This window comes from Allobosea sp. UC22_33, assembly GCF_042700715.1.
Lineage (GTDB): Bacteria > Pseudomonadota > Alphaproteobacteria > Rhizobiales > Beijerinckiaceae > Allobosea.
The window spans coordinates 390,238-405,695 of the sequence record NZ_CP170556.1 but is presented as its reverse complement, the minus strand read 5'-3'; the positions used below and the strand labels follow the sequence as shown (position 1 = coordinate 405,695).

Below are 15,458 nucleotides of genomic sequence, written 5' to 3'. Positions count from 1 at the left end.
GGATACGAGCGACAAGGTGAGAGACCGTGAGCAGCGAACTTTGGCAATGGACGGCCGCCGAGCTGGCGGCGGCGATTTCGGCGGGGCGGATCAGCTCGGTCGAGGCGACGCAGAGCGCCCTGGCGCGGCTCGAACAGGCTAACCCCGCGATCAATGCCGTCGTCGACGCCTTGCCCGAGGCCGCGCTCGCCGAAGCGCGGGCCGCCGACGAGGCGCTGCGTCGCGATGGTCCGGCCGGCCCGCTCCATGGCGTGCCCGTCACGATCAAGGTCAATGTCGATTACAAGGGCCGCGCCACGACCAACGGCGTCGTCGCCAACAAGGACCACAAGGCGGAACAGGATTCCTCCACGGTTTCCGCGCTGCGGGCCGGCGCCACGCCGATCATCGGCCGCACCAACACGCCGTGCTATTCGATGCGCGCCTTCACCAGCAACGACCTGCATGGCGCGACGCTCAACCCACATGACCGTGCGGTGACCTGCGGCGGGTCGTCGGGCGGCGCCGGGGCCGCTGCGGCCGCCGGCATCGGCGCGATCGCCCATGGAAACGATATCGGCGGCTCCGTCCGGCATCCCGCCTATTGCTGCGGCGTCTACGGCCTGCGACCGACGGCGGGGCTCATTCCCGGCACCAGCCTGTCCATGCCCGAGCGCAAGATCGTCTCGCAGTTGATGGCGGTGCAGGGCGCGCTCGCCCGCTCGATCGAGGATATCCGGCTGGCCATGCAGGTGCTCAGCCGGCGCGACCCCAACGACATCTGGCAGATCCCGGCCGGCGACATCTTCAGCACGCTCACCCACAGGCCCCGCAAGGTCGCAGTCGTCGCGGAGACGCAGGAGAGCCCGGTCGATCCCGAGGTGACGGCCGCCATCCGCCAGGCGGCCGCCATTCTGGCCGATGCAGGTTACGAGGTGGCCGAGGTCGAGGCGCCTTCCTTCCGCGAGCTGGTGGAGCATTGGCGCCTCATCCTGGGCAACGAGATGCGCGGGGGGCTCGGCCAGCTCATGGAAGCCCATGGCGACTGGAAGATGAAGAGGATGCTGGAGATCCAGCTCGAAGGCGTGCCGGTCGTCGATACGCGCGACGGCCTGCTGGAGGGGCTGGCGCAGCGCGCCCGGCTCGCCCGCAAATGGCAGCTCTTCATGGAGGACTGGCCGCTGATCCTCACCGCCGTGAGCTGGGTGAAGCCGATGGAGGACGATCTCGACGTCTCCGGCAAGATGGACACCGACTGGTTCTACGCCGTCACCGCGCCCTATATGGGCACGCCGACGATCGGTTTGCCTGGACTATCCGTGCCGGTCGGCACCGTGCCGGGCAAGCCCATGGGCGTGCAACTGCTCGCTCCACGCTTCGGCGATCGGCTTCTGTTGGAGGCTGGCGCTGTGCTGGAGCGCGGCATTGGCCGGATCGCGCCGATCGATCCGGCAAGGGATTGAGCGATACCTTGACCGGCCTCGGCCAGCAGACGGGATCGAAAGTTGATCTGCTCCGAGGCGGACGTCTCAAGGGCGGCTAAGGACCAGTAACGGGCTCTAGCCGCCGCCATAGTGAACGAGCGACATTGACTCGAAGCGCGCTTGTCTTGCGCGCTCGCCCCCTGTTAAACGTTTTTCTGTAAAACGTTTAACAGGCTTTCCGATGGACAATGGCCGCGTCACGATCCGGGATGTCGCCGCCCGCGCGGGCGCCTCGATCGCGACGGTCTCGAACGTGTTCAGCGGCAACAAGCCGGTGAATGCCGATCTGCGGGCCCGCGTGCTCAAGGCCGCCGACGAGCTGACCTATCAGGTCGACCGCGCGGCATCGCAACTGCGCTCGGGCCAGGCCCGCGTCGTCGGCGTCCTCGTGCCCGATCTCGACGACGTCTTCTTCACCTCCCTGGTCTCGCAGCTCGAAGTCCTCGCGCAGAAGGACGGCTACGATATCCTCGTCGCCAGCTCCCGTGACGATCTCGGACTGGAACAGTCGCGCCTGCGGACCTTGCTGGCCTGGCGCCCATCCGGGCTGATCGCCGTGCCCTGTTCCGATGCGGTTCCGGACGCCTTGCGCAACAAGATCGGGCGGTTGCCGATCGTGTTCGCCGACCGCGTGCCGCCCGAGGGCTCGCTCGTCGATACCGTCGCGATCGACAACCGCGAGGCCGGCGAGATCGCGGCCCGGCACCTCCTCGCCAAGGGGCATCGCGACATCCTCGTCGCCGCCTCCAGCCTCGCCATCTCGCCGATCCGCGAGCGCGTCCGCGGCGCCTGCGAGTTGATCCGCAGCACACTCGGCCGCGAGCCGACCGTGATCGAGCTCGGCTCCAATGCCGATCGCGGCGCCGCAGCCTTTCTGCACTGGCTCGAACGCCATCCACAGCCGAGCGCGGTGATCGCGCTCACCAACGTCACGACGCTGAGCACGCTTTCGGCGCTGGCCCGAATGCGCATGGACATTCCTGACCCGGTCTCGGTCGTCGGCTTCGACGATTATCCCTGGATGAGCGCCCGCAAGACTGGTGTCACCGCGATCCGTCAGCCGATTGCCGAAATCGCGGAAGCCGCCTGGAGCCGCTTGCGCGCCCGCATGGCCGGCAACATGGCGCCGCCGACGCATTCCGTCCTGCAGACCAGCCTGCAGGCCCGCGATTCCGTGAGGGATCTCGCCGCCACCGCTGAACGCGGCGGCAGCCGCGATCCCGATCCGCTTCCGAATCCGGAGAGACCGAGCGGCACCGCCAAGGCGGTGCACTGACGAAGACCGACGACGGGCGCCCTGCGTCCGAGCCACCGGGCCGACAGAGCCCGGAGCAAGGAAGCCCTGGAGGAAACGCGTGCAGCTTCAACGAACGGCACCACTCTTGCCGCTGCTTGCGCCGGTGCATCTGCTCATCCTGAGCGTGATCGTGCTGCCGTCGCTCTATGTCGTCTGGCTGAGCCTGAACACGTCGAGCTTCGGCCAGGCGCCGCGCTTCGTCGGCCTGCAGAACTACTGGCGCGTCCTGACCGATCCCGCCTTCCACAGCGCTCTCTGGAACACCGTCGTCCTCGTCGTCGTCGCCGTCCATCTGGAACTCGCCGTCGGCCTTGGCATGGCCCTGCTCTTTGCCAGCGGCCTGCCCTTCCGGCGTTTCCTGCTCGTCGCCGTGCTCGCGCCCTATGCGGTCAGCGAGGTCACCGCCGTGGTGATGTGGCGCTTCCTGTTCGATCCCGATGCCGGGCCGATCACGCTCGCCCTGCACGCACTCGGCCTGCCCTCACTCGACTGGTCCTTCGAGCCCTCGCACGCGATGGTCCTGATCGGCCTTTTGACGATCTGGCTGCACCTGCCCTTTACCTTCGTGATCGTCTACGCGGCACGCCTCGCGATGCCCGCCGAGCTTTACGAAGCATCCCGGATCGACGGCGCAACGCGCTGCCAGGCTCTCCGGCAGGTGACGCCCTATCAGGACAAGGACGCGATCGAGGATTTCGGCGACATCGCGTCAGGCCTCGTGCAGGGCATGACGGTCGACGGCAAGCTGATCGGCATCCCGGTACGCCATGCGACGCATGGGCTGTCCTACAACGAAGCGCTGCTGGAGGAGGCCGGTATCTCCGCCCCGCCGACGACTCTGGAAGAGCTGATCGAGCAGGCGAAGAAGACGACCTTCACCTCCACCAAGGGCGATATCGATGTCGGAGAACTGCGCCGTCAGCAGCTTGAGCGTGGCGTCTATCTACGCAACCCCGACGGCACGCGCGCCGGGCCGCCGAACCGCGCCGCCGCCTGATATGCCCGGGCATTTCATCGGAATCGATGTCGGCACCGGCAGCGCCCGGGCCGGCATCTTCGACGAGCAAGGGCGCATGCTCGCGACGGCGAAGCGCGACATTGCGCTCTATCGTGACGGGCCCGATATCGCCGAGCAATCGAGCGCGGATATCTGGCAGGCGGTCTGCGCCAGTGTGCGCGAAGCGATGGCGGAAGCCGGGCTCGCGCCGGACGACATCGCCGGCATCGGCTTCGACGCGACCTGCTCGCTGGTCGTGCTCGGGTCGGGCGGCAAGCCCCTCCCCGTCGGGCCACATGGTGATGCCACCCGCGACATCATCGTTTGGATGGATCACCGCGCCATCGAGCAGGCCGAGCGGATCAATGCGACGCGCCATCCGGTCCTCGCCTATGTCGGCGGCACGATCTCGCCGGAGATGGAAACGCCCAAGCTGCTCTGGCTGCGGGAGAACCTGCCGACGACCTACCACGCCGCCTGGCAATTCTTCGACCTGCCGGATTTCCTGACCTGGCGCGCGACCGGCTCGCTGGCGCGCTCGATCTGCACGGTCACCTGCAAATGGACCTATCTCGCCCATGAAGAGCGCTGGGACCCAAGCTATTTCCACCAGATTGGGCTAAGCGATCTCGCCGAGGAAGGTTTTACCCGCATCGGCACCGAGATCGTTCCGGGCGGCACGGCTCTCGCACAAGGCCTGAAGGAACAGGCCGCCGCCGAGCTCGGTCTGAAGCCGGGCACCGCGGTCGCCGCGGCGCTGATCGATGCCCATGCCGGCGGCGTCGGCTCGGTCGGCGTGCGCTCGCCACACGGCACGGCGCTGACCCGCATGGCCTATGTCTTCGGCACCTCGGCCTGCACCATGGCGAGCAGCGCAGAGCCGATCTTCATCCCCGGCATCTGGGGACCCTATTTCTCGGCGATGGCGCCGGGCCTCTGGCTCAGCGAAGGCGGACAATCCGGCGCAGGCGCGGCCATCGAGCAGCTCATCGGCTTTCATCCCGCGGCGCCGGAGGCGCAGCGCCTTGCCGAAGCCGAGGGCCTTTCGCTACCGGACTGGCTCGCGGCACAGGCGGCTCGGCATGCCGCCTCGCCTTCGGAGGCAGCCCGCCTCGCCGCCGAGATCATCGTCGTGCCGGATTTCCTCGGCAACCGCTCGCCTCATGCCGACCCGCAGGCCCGCGCTGTAATCGCGGGGCTGGGGGAGGGAGCGCGACCTCGACCATCTCGTCGCGCTCTATGTCGCCGGCCTCACCGGCATCGGCTACGGCCTGCGCCAGATCATCGAGGCCAGCCGGGCCAAGGGCGCGATGATCGAGGCGATCGTGCTCAGCGGCGGCGCGGGACGCCAGCCCCTGATCCGGCAATTGCTGGCGGATTGCGCCGGGCTGCCGCTGTTGGCGCCGGATGATGTCGACCCCGTCCTGCTGGGCTCCGCCATGCTCGCGGCTACGGCCGCGAAGGCATTTCCCGGCCTTGGCGAGGCCATGACCGGGATGGCACCGGGCGCCGCCATCTTCACACCGGCCAGCGGCGAAATCGCCGCGCTGCACGCCCGGCGCCTCGCTTCTTTCGAAATATTGCAGACGGCTGCACGCCGGGCGCGGGAGTTCATGCGACCCGCGCGCATTCCCGGATCGGAGACCTCGACGTGACCCAAGACCTGACCGGAAAAACCGCCGCGATCACCGGTGCAGCCTCGGGGATTGGCCTTGCCTGCGCGCAACGCCTGCTCGCCGCCGGATTGCGCGTCGTCCTCATCGACCGTGACAGTGAGGCTCTCGCGAAGGTCTGCGCGCCTCTCGGCCCCCATGCCATTCCGCTCGTCGTCGACCTCACCGACCCTGCCTCCGTCGCCGGCATGCTGCCTGCGATCCTCGACAAGGCTGGGCCGCTCGACATCTTCCATGCCAATGCCGGCGCCTATGTCGGGGGACCGGTCAGCGAAGGTGATCCCGATGCCTGGGACCGCATGCTCAATCTCAACGTCAACGCTGTCTTCCGCAGTATCCACGCCGTGCTGCCGCATATGATCGCCCGCAAGACCGGCGACATCCTCGTGACCAGCTCGGTCGCCGGCGTCGTCCCGGTGGTCTGGGAACCGGTCTACACCGCCTCGAAACACGCGGTGCAGGCCTTCGTGCATACGCTGCGCCGCCAGGTCATTCCGCATGGCCTGCGTGTCGGCGCCGTCCTGCCCGGCCCGGTGGTGACAGCGCTGATCGCCGACTGGCCAAAGGAAAAACTCGATGCCGAACGCGCCCGCGGCGGCTTGATCGAGCCTGAAGAGGTGGCGGAAGCGGTGCATTTCATGCTGAGTCGCCCGCGCAACGTCACGATCCGCGACCTCGTGATCCTGCCGCAAAGCACGGATCTCTAGCCGGCAACGGTCTTCGACCGCAGCGAGGTGAACGAGCCTTAAAATACAATTGTGTCATCAAACATTCATTTGTATGATCCAAGGCAAAGCCGCTGCCCGGCGCTCGCACCGGGGATAGACGGTCGCCCGATGAAGTGGCGAACTCCGGAGGGAACATGCAGCGTATCGTGCAGATTTCCGACACGCATCTGAGTCCGACCAAGCGGCATTTCGCCGATAATTGGGCTCCGCTGACCGAATGGCTCAGCGCACAAGCACCGGACCTCGTCATCCATACCGGCGACGTCACGGTCGATGGTGCGGATATCGACGAGGACATGCGTCATTGCCGCGCCCTGCTCGATACGCTGGGCGTGCCGGTGCTCAGCATCCCCGGTAATCACGACGTCGGCGAGGCCTATCATCCGCATCAGCCGGTGAACGACGCCCGCCTCGGGCGCTGGCGCCAGCATCTCGGCGCGGATTTCTGGGTTCGCGATCTGGAAGACTGGCGACTGATCGGCCTCAACTCGATGCTGTTCGGTAGCGACGAGGCCGAGGAGGCCCGCCAGCTCGGATGGCTCGACCGGCAGATCGCAGGGGCGCAGGGCCGCCGGCTCGGCTGGTTCCTGCACCGCCCGCTTTTCGTCCAGGCGCCCGACGAGGGCGACATGGGCTACTGGAGTGTTCCGCCGCGTCCACGCGCGCATCTGCTCGATCTCATCAGTCGCCACGAGGTCGCCTTCGTCGCCTGCGGCCACCTACACCGCGCGCATGACTTCACGATCGCCGGCACGCGCTACATCTGGGGGCCCTCATCCGGCTTCGTCGTCGGCCCCGAATTGCAGCCGGGCGTGGCCGGTACGACGACGCTCGGTGCCGTCTCCTATGTCTTCGACGGACGGGATTTCTCCGCCGAAATCCACGAAATATCCGCGCTGAAGACGCTCTGGATCGACGACGTGATCCACGAGGTCTACCCGCCGCGCGCTGCCTGAAACGCCTCCCGGCCGCCACCGGGCGCCGGGCCGAAACACGCCCAACGATGAGCCCGCAGGGCCGCAGAAAGGCGAAGCCATGGCCAAGGTCACACTCTCCTCGATCGCCAAATCCTTCGGACCGACGAAGGTCCTGGGCGGCGTCGATCTCGATATCGCCGATGGCGAGTTCCTGACGCTGGTCGGCCCGTCCGGCTGCGGGAAATCGACGCTGATCCGGATCATCGCCGGACTGGAGCATCAGGACGGCGGCAGCGTCGCGATCGGCGGCAATGGCGTCGACCATCTGCGCCCGCATGAGCGCCGCGTCGCCATGGTCTTCCAGACCTATGCGCTCTACCCGCATATGAGCGTCGGCGCGAACATCGCCCTGCCCCTGACGATGTCGCGGCTCAAGCTCTGGCAGCGCCTGCCGCTACTGCGGCAGATTTCAGCCCAGCGCAGGACCGTGATGCGCGGCATCGAGGCCGATGTCGCGGCAGTGGCGACACAGCTCCAGCTCGACCATCTGCTCGCCCGCAAACCGGCCCAGCTTTCCGGCGGGCAGCGCCAGCGCGTCGCGCTCGGTCGCGCGATGGTGCGCAACCCCGACGTCTTCCTCATGGACGAGCCGCTCTCGAATCTCGACGCCAAGCTGCGCGTCCATATGCGCACGGAGCTGGCCGAGCTGCACAAGCGCCTCGGCGCGACCTTCATCTATGTCACGCACGACCAGGTCGAGGCGATGACGATGTCCGACCGCGTCGCGATGATGGATTCAGGCTCCGTGCGGCAGCTGGGCACGCCCTCCCAGCTCTACGAGAAGCCGGCTTCGCTCAAGGTCGCGCAATTCATCGGTAGCCCCACGATCAACCTGCTGCCGGCGACGGTCGCGCAGGGTGGGCGCCTCGAACTCTTCGGCCGGCCGCTGGCGCTCGCGGTTCCGCTCGCCGCCGGGCAAGCGGTGACGCTCGGCATCCGTTCCGAGGCGCTCACCCTCGTCTCGGGCGAGCCCGGCGGCCAGGGCCGGGCCTGGTTCTCGGCCCGCCTGCGGCGCAAGGAGAATCTCGGCTCCGAGTACATCCTGCATTTCGATCTCGCCGGGCGCGACGCGGCCGGCGTGACGATGCGCGCGACGCCGACCGTAGCCGCCGGTGTCAACGAGGCTGCCGAGGTCACGCTCTGCTTCGACGAGGCCGCAGCCCATGTTTTCGCCGCCGATGGCGAGCGCATCGAGCCACGCAGCCCCGGTGCTGCGACCGGCTCCGTCGTGCCGCTGAGGGCCGGGGCATGACGCTCGCCCTCGCCTCGCCCGCCGGCTTTGCTTCCGCCACGCACCGCAGGCGCTGGATCGAGCGCGTCACCGGACTCGGCTTCGCGCTGCCCGCCTTCATCCTGCTCCTGCTGACGATCCTGCTGCCGCTCGCCGTCCTGCTCTGGCTGAGCATGACCAATTACGAGTTCGGCGGCACCGACATGGACTGGGTCGGCCTCGCGAATTTCCAGAAGGCGCTGGCCGATCCGATCATCCGGCGCTCGCTCGTCAACACGCTGCTCTATGTCGCCATCGTCGTGCCCGGCGGCGTGTTCGGCGCCTTGCTGATCGCCGTGCTGGTGCATCGGCGCAAGCGCACCCGCTCCTTCTACGAGGTCGTCTATTTCCTGCCGGTGACCTCGACGCTGATCGCCATGGCGACGGTCTGGCAATTCCTGCTCCATCCCTCGCTCGGCCCGGTCAACGGCCTGCTGAAATGGCTGGGCATCGGCCCGATCGCCTTCCTCAGCGAGCCCTCGACGGCGCTGACGACGCTCGCCGTGATCGGCATCTGGCAGCTGATCGGCTTCAACATGATCCTGTTTCTCGCCGGGCTGACCGCGATCCCGCGCGATCTCTACGAGGCCGCCGATATCGACGGCTGCTCCAGCGGGATCGACCGTTTCCTGACCATCACCTGGCCGCTGCTCGGGCCGACGACGATGTTCGTCCTGGTCACCACGATGATCACCGCCTTCAAGATCTTCGACACGGTGGCGGTGATGACGCGCGGCGGGCCGGTCGGCTCCACCGAGGTGCTGCTCTACAACATCTATCTCGAGGGCTTTCAGTATTTCCACACCGGCTATGCCGCGGCGCTGACCTTCATCTTCCTCGCCTTCATCCTCGTCTTCTCAGCCGTGCAGACCTTCGCCCTCGACAAGAAGGTGCACTACTGATGACCGATCTCGCGCTCCCTGCCGCTCCGGTCACGCCCACTCATTCGGTGCTGCGCCGGTTCGTGACACTCGTTCTGGTCCACGGCGTGCTGATCGCCGGCGCTATCTTCATGCTGGCGCCGTTCATCTGGATGCTGGTGACCTCGATCAAGCCGCCAGCCGAGATCTTCAACGCCGAGATCTCGCTCTGGCCGAAGCGGTTCTACGGCCTCGAGAACTACGGCTTCGCGATGGAGAAAGCTCCCCTGCTGCGCTTCGCGCTGAACGGCGTCATCCTCTGCGGGGGAATCCTGATCGTGCAGCTTCTCGTCGCCATCCCCTGCGCTTATGCGCTGGCGAAGCTCGATTTTCCCGGCCGCAACGCGCTCTTCGTACTGGTCCTGCTCGGCCTGTGCATCCCGGTGCAGGTGCCGGCGATGCCGCTCTATATCGCGCTCGCCCAGCTTGGGCTGCTCAACACCTATTTCTCGATGATGGTGCCGTTCTTCCTCTCGGTCTTCGCCATCTTCCTGTTCCGCCAGTTCTTCCGCAGCTTTCCCGACGACATCATCAACGCCGCCCGGCTCGACGGCATGAGCGAGTTCGAGATCGTCTGGCGCATCGTCACGCCGAGCGCCTGGCCGGCCATCGCCGCCTTCTCGGTGTTCTCGGCGGTAGCACACTGGAACGATCTCTACTGGCCGCTGATCGTCATCTCCGACGCCAAGCTCGCGCCGCCGCCGCTCGGAATGATGTTCTTCGCCGATGCCGAGACCGGATCGAATTACGGCGCGCTGACCGCCGCCGCGACGATCCTGACCGCGCCGCTCGTCATCGCCTTCCTTGTCGCCCGTCGCCGTTTCATCGACGGCATCACCATGACCGGGGTGAAGTAGCCGGCAGCACTGCCGCACCCCCGCCCAAAGTTCAGGCCTGAAGCAACTGCAACCCGACAGCACCGCTGTCCATGCCAAGGAGATCACGCATGAAACCTCTCGGCAAAGCCCTTGCCGCTGCGGCATTGACCCTTCTCGCCTCGACAGCCGCGAAGGCCCAGGTCACGCTCGACGTGCTCTACGCCTTCCCGGCCTTCGCCAAGTTCCACGAGCCGATCGCCGCGGAATTCATGAAGAAGCACCCGGATATCAAGATCAATTTCCGGGCGCCGGCCGCGAGCTATGACGAGGGCCATCAGGCGATGCTGCGGTCTTCGGTGACCAACCAGCTGCCGGATGTCTATTATTCCGGCTTCCATCTGCTCACCGAACTCGTCGAGACCCTCGACAAGCGCAAGCAGGTCGTCGATCTCGGTCCGCTGCTGAAGGCCGAGCCGGAAGCCTGGCGCAAGGCCAATTACTCCGATGCTCTGCTCTCGCTCGGCCAGGTCGCCGGCAAGCAGGCGGGCCTCGCCTTCAACGCCTCGACGCCGCTGATGTATTTCAATGCCGAACTGGTGAAGAAGGCCGGCGGCGACCCCGACAAGATGCCCGATAACTGGGCCGACACGGTCGCGCTCGCCAAGAAGATCCGCAGCGGCGACACCGCTGGCGTGGCCTACAACATCCATGACTGGCCGGACGACTGGCTCTGGCGCGGCATGATCCTGCAGGGCGGCCATTCCATGCTCGCGCCCGATGGCAAGAAGGTCGCCTTCGGCGGTGAGGTTGGCGAAAAGACGCTCGCGACGCTGCGTAGCCTCGTCACTGAAGGCGGCATGCCGCTGATCGACTGGGATCAGTCGCGCCAGCAGTTCATCGCCGGCAAGATCGGCATCTTCTTCGACACCCCGGCTCGCCTGCGCCAGGTCACCGACCTGATCGGCGACCGCTTCACGCTGAAGACTGCCCTCTTCCCGGTTGACGACAAGGCCAAGGGCAAGCTGCCGACCGGCGGCAACGCCGCGCTGATCACCGCCAAGGACCCCGCCAAGCAGAAGGCCGCCTGGGAGTTCATCAAGTTCGTGACCGGCCCGGAAGCCCAGAAGATCGTCGTCGAGACCGCCGGCTACATGCCGACCAATCTGCGCGCTGGCGAAGATGCCTTCCTCGGCCCGTTCTACAAGGAGAACGCCAATTTCCGCACGATCAACGGCCAGGTCTCCCGCGCCGCGCCGTGGGAAGGCTACCCGGGCGGCAACTCGGTGCGCATCTGGCGTCAGCAGCGCGAGGTCGTCTCCGGCGTGATGCGCGGCGAGATCCAGCCCAAGGCCGGCATCGAGCGCATCGTCTCCGAGACCGAAGCCCTGATGAAGTAAGCGGCGGCGCCTCGTCGCCCGCTCAATGCCGCCCGGTCCTCACCCGGCCGGGCGGCTCTCCTGTTCCCGATTGCCGGACACGTCCCCAATGATCATCGCCCAGCTCAGCGACTTCCATGCCCGCCCGCACGGCAACCCAGCCTATGGCATCGTCGAGACCAATCCGGCGATCGAGCTGGCCGTCGACGAGATCCTGAAGCTGGAACCGCGGCCGGACTGCGTGCTGGTTACAGGGGATCTCTCTGATTGCGGCCTTCCGGAGGAATACGGCATCGTTCGCGCAGCGCTGCAGCGCCTGCCGATGCCGGTCTATGTCATTCCCGGCAATCACGACCGCCGCGACACCTTCGCAGCGGAACTAGGCCCGGCCCATCCTTACCTGCCGCAAACCGGCTTCCTGCACTACGTCGTCGACGATTTCCCGGTCCGGCTGATCGGGCTCGACACCGTCGTCGCGGGCGAGGATGGCGGCGAGATCTGCGCAGCGCGCGAGGCCTGGCTCGCTGAGCAGCTTGCACAAGGACAGGGCAAGCCCACCCTTGTCTTCATGCACCATCCGCCCTTCCCTGTCGGCGTCGACGGCATGGACATCATGCCCTGCAAGGTCTCGCCGGGCTTTGCCAAACTGATCGCTCGCCATCCCGAGATCGAGCGCGTGCTCTGCGGCCATTACCACCGGCCTATCCAGCTGCGCTTCGCCGGCACCATCGGCTATGTCGTGCCGGGAACGGCTCATCAGGTCGCCCTCGATCTCAGGCCCGGCACCGAGAACCGCTTCGTGATGGAGCCGCCGGCGCTCGCGCTCCATGTCTGGAAGCCCGGCCTCGGCATGATCAGCCATCTCCAGCCGATCGGCGACTATGGACCGCGGCGGGATTTCGTGCTCGATCCCGCCTATCCCGGAAAGCCGCAAATGGTGCCCGCTCGATGACCGAACCACGCCTTCTCGCACTGCTCGACCAGGCCGATGCCCTCGCCCGCCGCGCTGGCGACGTGCTCGTGCAGATGCAGGGCGCCGAGCTTGGCGTCACCCGCAAGGAACTGAACGACGTGGTCACGGCGGCCGACCTCGCCTCCGAGCGCCTCGTGATCGACGGCCTGCGCGTGCTGACGCCTGAGGCGGCGATCCTCTCGGAAGAGGCCGGCTTCTCCGGCTCGGAGCAGGCGCCGCGCTGGATCATCGACCCGCTCGACGGCACGGTGAACTACGCCTCTGGCCTGCCCTGGTTCTCCGTCACGCTGGCCTATCAAGAGCAGGGCCGCACCGTGCTCGGCCTCACCCATGCCCCGCTCGCCGGGCTCTCCGCTCGCTTCGCCGAAGGCGGCATCGCGACCGTCGATGGCCGACCGGCGCGCGTCTCGGCCACGACACGCCTCAGCGACGCGGTCGTCTCGATCTGCCTGACCTCGCATTACAGCACCGAGGACGCGAACCGGACGAGCGATGTCATCCGCCGTCTCGCCGGCCTGTGCCGCGGCGTGCGGGTCATCGTCTCCGGCGGGCTGGAAATGTCGCTGGTCGCGGCGGGGCGGCTCGACGCCTTCATCGGCCTCAAGGCCGATATCGTCTCGCATGCCGCGGCGATGCCATTGGTACGGGCAGCCGGTGGCAAGGTGACGACGATCGACGGCCGGGATTCGCTCGACGAGGACCTGGAGAAGGTCGTGACGAACGGCCTGATCCACGACGAGCTGTTACAGGCGATCCGCAGCGCCTGACGCGGCGGCCCGTCAGGCCGGCGCCGGGCTCTCCAGCACGGCCGCCGCCGCATCCTCGTCCGTGATCAGCACCGAGGCGAGCTTCCCGCGCAAGGTGGCCGCGATGACCTCCGCTTTGTTCGTCCCGCCGGAGGCGAGGATCACGGTCGGGATCCGGCGCAGCGCATCGAGCGGGAGCGCGATGACCCGGCGATTGATCGGATGCGCGATGGCCTGCCCGTGGCGGTCGATGAACTGGCCGAGCATATCGCCGACCGCGCCGGCTTCCGTCAGCTCGGCGACACGGACATCGCCCGGCAAGCCATAACGCACCAGCAGCGAGCGCTCGCTCAAATCGCCGGCGCTGAGGATCGCGACATCGGTCGCCCTGATCCGGCTGAAGGCCGCCTCGAACACGTCCTGCGCCAGGATGGTGTCGCGCGATTGCGGCGCCCCGGCATAGATCGGCGCCGCCAGATAATGGCATTGCGCCTGCCAGAGCCGGGCGAAATGGCTGGCGATCTCGAAGGTGTTGATCTCGATCCCATAGGTCAGCCCGCCCATCATCGAGGTGACCGCGAGGTCGCGATACTGCCCGGGGCGGATATGGCGAATGGTTTCCCGCAGCGTCCCGCCCCAGCCGACACCAAAGACGCCGGTGGGGTTCTCCTCGATGACCCGCGAGACGAACTCGCCGGCCGCCTTGCCGATCTGCGCTGCGATCTGATCGGGATCGGCGGGGCTGGGCACGACGATCGCGTCTTTCAGGCCGAACTGCGCCATCAGCGCGCGTTCAAGCCTCACGCAGCTCTCCAGCCGGGAATTGATGGTGATGTTGACGAGCCCGCTGCTGCGAGCCTCGACCAGAAGCCGGTTGACGCGCAGACGGGTCATCTTCAGCCGGTCCGCAATCTCCGCCTGGGTCAAACCTTCCATGTAATAGAGCCAGGCGGCTCGAACTTGCGTCTGCGGTTCCTCCGGCATGGCGGTATCCTGATGCGATGGGCTCCGCCTGCGAGGCGGTCGGCATGGTCTTCGAAGCTGGCTTACATCGCTTTCAGGCCATCCCACAACGCGCAGAGCCGCAGCGGTTTCGCGCTTGACGAAAACCAATGTAAATCAGAAAATACATTTGTTGAAGGCCTTCCGCGAAACGAGCGCAGACTTCCATGTCCAATGCCATCTTCCTCCACGCCGCGGGCGATGCCCGCGTCGCCCCGTTCAACCTTCGCGAGGGAGCGGCGGGGGAAACCCTGCTCGATGTCGCCGCCGTCGGGCTCTGCGGCAGCGATCTGCACTACTACAAGGATGGCGGCATCGGCTCGGCGGTGATCGCGACGCCCTTCGTGCCAGGCCACGAGTTCAGCGGCTGGCTGACCGAGGACCTGCCGGAGCTCGGCCTGACGCGCGGCGCCCTCGTCGCCGTCGATCCCAACCAGGCTTGCGGCAAGTGCGAGCATTGCCGAAACGGCCATCCCAATCTCTGTCCCGATGTCGTCTTCATCGGGGCTCCCCCGCATGACGGGGCGATGACGGAGCGGATCTGGGTGCCGAAATCGCAGATCGTGCCGGTGCCCGAGACCTTCTCGCCGAGCGAGGCGGTGATGCTGGAACCTCTCGGCGTCGCGATCCATGCGGTGGACCTGGCCAAGCCGCGCCTGCTCGAACGTGTCGCGCTGATCGGCTGCGGCCCGATCGGCCTGCTGATCCTGCAGGTGCTGCGCACGGCCGGCGTCGGCGAGATCCTGGCCTGCGATCCGCAGCCGCATCGCCGCGAGCTGGCGCTGAAGCTCGGCGCGAACAAGGCCGGCGCCAGCGTCGCCGACATCGCCGAATGGACGAAGGGCGAAGGAATGCCCCTCGTCATCGAGGCCACCAATGCCCCCGAAGGTTTCCGCGACGCCATTCGCGCCGCCCGCATCGGCGGCCGTGTCGTGCTGGTCGGCATTCCCGACGGCGACAGCTACGTGATCCCGGCCGCAGAAGCCCGCAGGCGCGGGCTCAACATCAAGTTCTCGCGCCGGATGGGCCATGTCTATCCGCGTGCGATCGAACTGGTGGCGCTCGGCAAGGTCGATGTCGAGGCCGTGGTCAGCCATCGTTTCCCTCTTGCAGAAGGGCCGGCCGCCTTCCGCCGTCATGCGTCGAATGAAGACGGTATGGTCAAGAGCATGATCTATCCGGGCGACTTGCCAGAAGACCATCGCTGAAGCCCGACAC

General features: G+C 66.9%; 13 protein-coding genes and 1 pseudogene. 13 read left to right on the top strand and 1 reads right to left on the bottom strand.

The features are described 5' to 3' along the window. The first annotated feature begins 26 nt into the window (after positions 1 to 26). The 12 genes and pseudogenes from ACFJGT_RS01885 (at position 27) to ACFJGT_RS01830 (ending at position 13,259) form a co-directional block, all read left to right on the top strand. Positions 27 to 1,442 (top strand): amidase, encoded by a 1,416-nt coding sequence (locus tag ACFJGT_RS01885; RefSeq protein WP_377845291.1) that lies wholly within the window; start codon positions 27 to 29, stop codon positions 1,440 to 1,442. A gap of 202 nt (positions 1,443 to 1,644) precedes the next feature. Further along, entirely contained in the window at positions 1,645 to 2,739 is a 1,095-nt protein-coding gene (locus ACFJGT_RS01880; RefSeq protein ID WP_377845289.1) for a LacI family DNA-binding transcriptional regulator, read from the top strand. 79 nt (positions 2,740 to 2,818) lie between these two features. Then, entirely contained in the window at positions 2,819 to 3,757 is a 939-nt protein-coding gene (locus ACFJGT_RS01875) for an ABC transporter permease subunit (RefSeq protein ID WP_377845286.1), read from the top strand. Between the two features lies 1 nt (position 3,758). Next, a pseudogene (locus ACFJGT_RS01870) lies at positions 3,759 to 5,412 on the top strand (FGGY-family carbohydrate kinase). After that, entirely contained in the window at positions 5,409 to 6,137 is a 729-nt protein-coding gene (locus ACFJGT_RS01865) for an SDR family oxidoreductase (protein WP_377845284.1), read from the top strand. The pseudogene ACFJGT_RS01870 and the gene ACFJGT_RS01865 overlap by 4 nt, the downstream one beginning before the upstream one ends. Before the next feature lie 155 nt (positions 6,138 to 6,292). Then, positions 6,293 to 7,114 (top strand): metallophosphoesterase family protein, encoded by an 822-nt coding sequence (locus ACFJGT_RS01860; RefSeq protein ID WP_377845282.1) that lies wholly within the window; start codon positions 6,293 to 6,295, stop codon positions 7,112 to 7,114. 79 nt (positions 7,115 to 7,193) lie between these two features. Beyond that, positions 7,194 to 8,387 (top strand): ABC transporter ATP-binding protein, encoded by a 1,194-nt coding sequence (locus tag ACFJGT_RS01855; protein ID WP_377845279.1) that lies wholly within the window; start codon positions 7,194 to 7,196, stop codon positions 8,385 to 8,387. Continuing rightward, positions 8,384 to 9,307 (top strand): carbohydrate ABC transporter permease, encoded by a 924-nt coding sequence (locus ACFJGT_RS01850; RefSeq protein ID WP_377845277.1) that lies wholly within the window; start codon positions 8,384 to 8,386, stop codon positions 9,305 to 9,307. The genes ACFJGT_RS01855 and ACFJGT_RS01850 overlap by 4 nt, the downstream gene beginning before the upstream one ends. A gap of 110 nt (positions 9,308 to 9,417) precedes the next feature. Then, positions 9,418 to 10,182, top strand: a complete 765-nt coding sequence (locus ACFJGT_RS01845) for a carbohydrate ABC transporter permease (protein ID WP_377848896.1) — start codon at positions 9,418 to 9,420, stop codon at positions 10,180 to 10,182. A gap of 89 nt (positions 10,183 to 10,271) precedes the next feature. Continuing rightward, positions 10,272 to 11,540, top strand: a complete 1,269-nt coding sequence (locus ACFJGT_RS01840; RefSeq protein ID WP_377845275.1) for an ABC transporter substrate-binding protein — start codon at positions 10,272 to 10,274, stop codon at positions 11,538 to 11,540. An 88-nt stretch (positions 11,541 to 11,628) separates the two neighbouring features. Continuing rightward, positions 11,629 to 12,471 carry a phosphodiesterase gene (locus ACFJGT_RS01835; protein WP_377845273.1) on the top strand — a complete coding sequence of 281 codons (843 nt, stop codon included), beginning with the start codon at positions 11,629 to 11,631 and terminating at the stop codon, positions 12,469 to 12,471. Beyond that, positions 12,468 to 13,259 carry an inositol monophosphatase family protein gene (locus ACFJGT_RS01830; protein WP_377845271.1) on the top strand — a complete coding sequence of 264 codons (792 nt, stop codon included), beginning with the start codon at positions 12,468 to 12,470 and terminating at the stop codon, positions 13,257 to 13,259. The genes ACFJGT_RS01835 and ACFJGT_RS01830 overlap by 4 nt, the downstream gene beginning before the upstream one ends. A gap of 12 nt (positions 13,260 to 13,271) precedes the next feature. Here the strand turns inward: ACFJGT_RS01830 and ACFJGT_RS01825 are convergent, their stop codons facing one another. Then, positions 13,272 to 14,222 carry a sugar-binding transcriptional regulator gene (locus ACFJGT_RS01825; RefSeq protein ID WP_377845268.1) on the bottom strand — a complete coding sequence of 317 codons (951 nt, stop codon included), beginning with the start codon at positions 14,220 to 14,222 and terminating at the stop codon, positions 13,272 to 13,274. A 185-nt stretch (positions 14,223 to 14,407) separates the two neighbouring features. Between ACFJGT_RS01825 and ACFJGT_RS01820 the strand changes: the two genes are divergently transcribed. Then, complete coding sequence (locus ACFJGT_RS01820; RefSeq protein ID WP_377845266.1) at positions 14,408 to 15,448, top strand: zinc-binding dehydrogenase; 1,041 nt, start codon at positions 14,408 to 14,410, stop codon at positions 15,446 to 15,448. Positions 15,449 to 15,458 lie beyond the last annotated feature (10 nt).

What these genes read in the sequence shown, in the direction of transcription:
- ACFJGT_RS01880 (WP_377845289.1), top strand. Translation starts at nt 1,645, where the DNA reads ATGGACAATGGCCGCGTCACGATCCGGGATGTCGCCGCCCGCGCGGGC.
- ACFJGT_RS01860 (WP_377845282.1), top strand. Translation starts at nt 6,293, where the DNA reads ATGCAGCGTATCGTGCAGATTTCCGACACGCATCTGAGTCCGACCAAG.
- ACFJGT_RS01855 (WP_377845279.1), top strand. Translation starts at nt 7,194, where the DNA reads ATGGCCAAGGTCACACTCTCCTCGATCGCCAAATCCTTCGGACCGACG.
- ACFJGT_RS01850 (WP_377845277.1), top strand. Translation starts at nt 8,384, where the DNA reads ATGACGCTCGCCCTCGCCTCGCCCGCCGGCTTTGCTTCCGCCACGCAC.
- ACFJGT_RS01845 (WP_377848896.1), top strand. Translation starts at nt 9,418, where the DNA reads ATGCTGGCGCCGTTCATCTGGATGCTGGTGACCTCGATCAAGCCGCCA.
- ACFJGT_RS01840 (WP_377845275.1), top strand. Translation starts at nt 10,272, where the DNA reads ATGAAACCTCTCGGCAAAGCCCTTGCCGCTGCGGCATTGACCCTTCTC.
- ACFJGT_RS01835 (WP_377845273.1), top strand. Translation starts at nt 11,629, where the DNA reads ATGATCATCGCCCAGCTCAGCGACTTCCATGCCCGCCCGCACGGCAAC.
- ACFJGT_RS01830 (WP_377845271.1), top strand. Translation starts at nt 12,468, where the DNA reads ATGACCGAACCACGCCTTCTCGCACTGCTCGACCAGGCCGATGCCCTC.
- ACFJGT_RS01825 (WP_377845268.1), bottom strand. Translation starts at nt 14,222, where the DNA reads ATGCCGGAGGAACCGCAGACGCAAGTTCGAGCCGCCTGGCTCTATTAC.
- ACFJGT_RS01820 (WP_377845266.1), top strand. Translation starts at nt 14,408, where the DNA reads ATGTCCAATGCCATCTTCCTCCACGCCGCGGGCGATGCCCGCGTCGCC.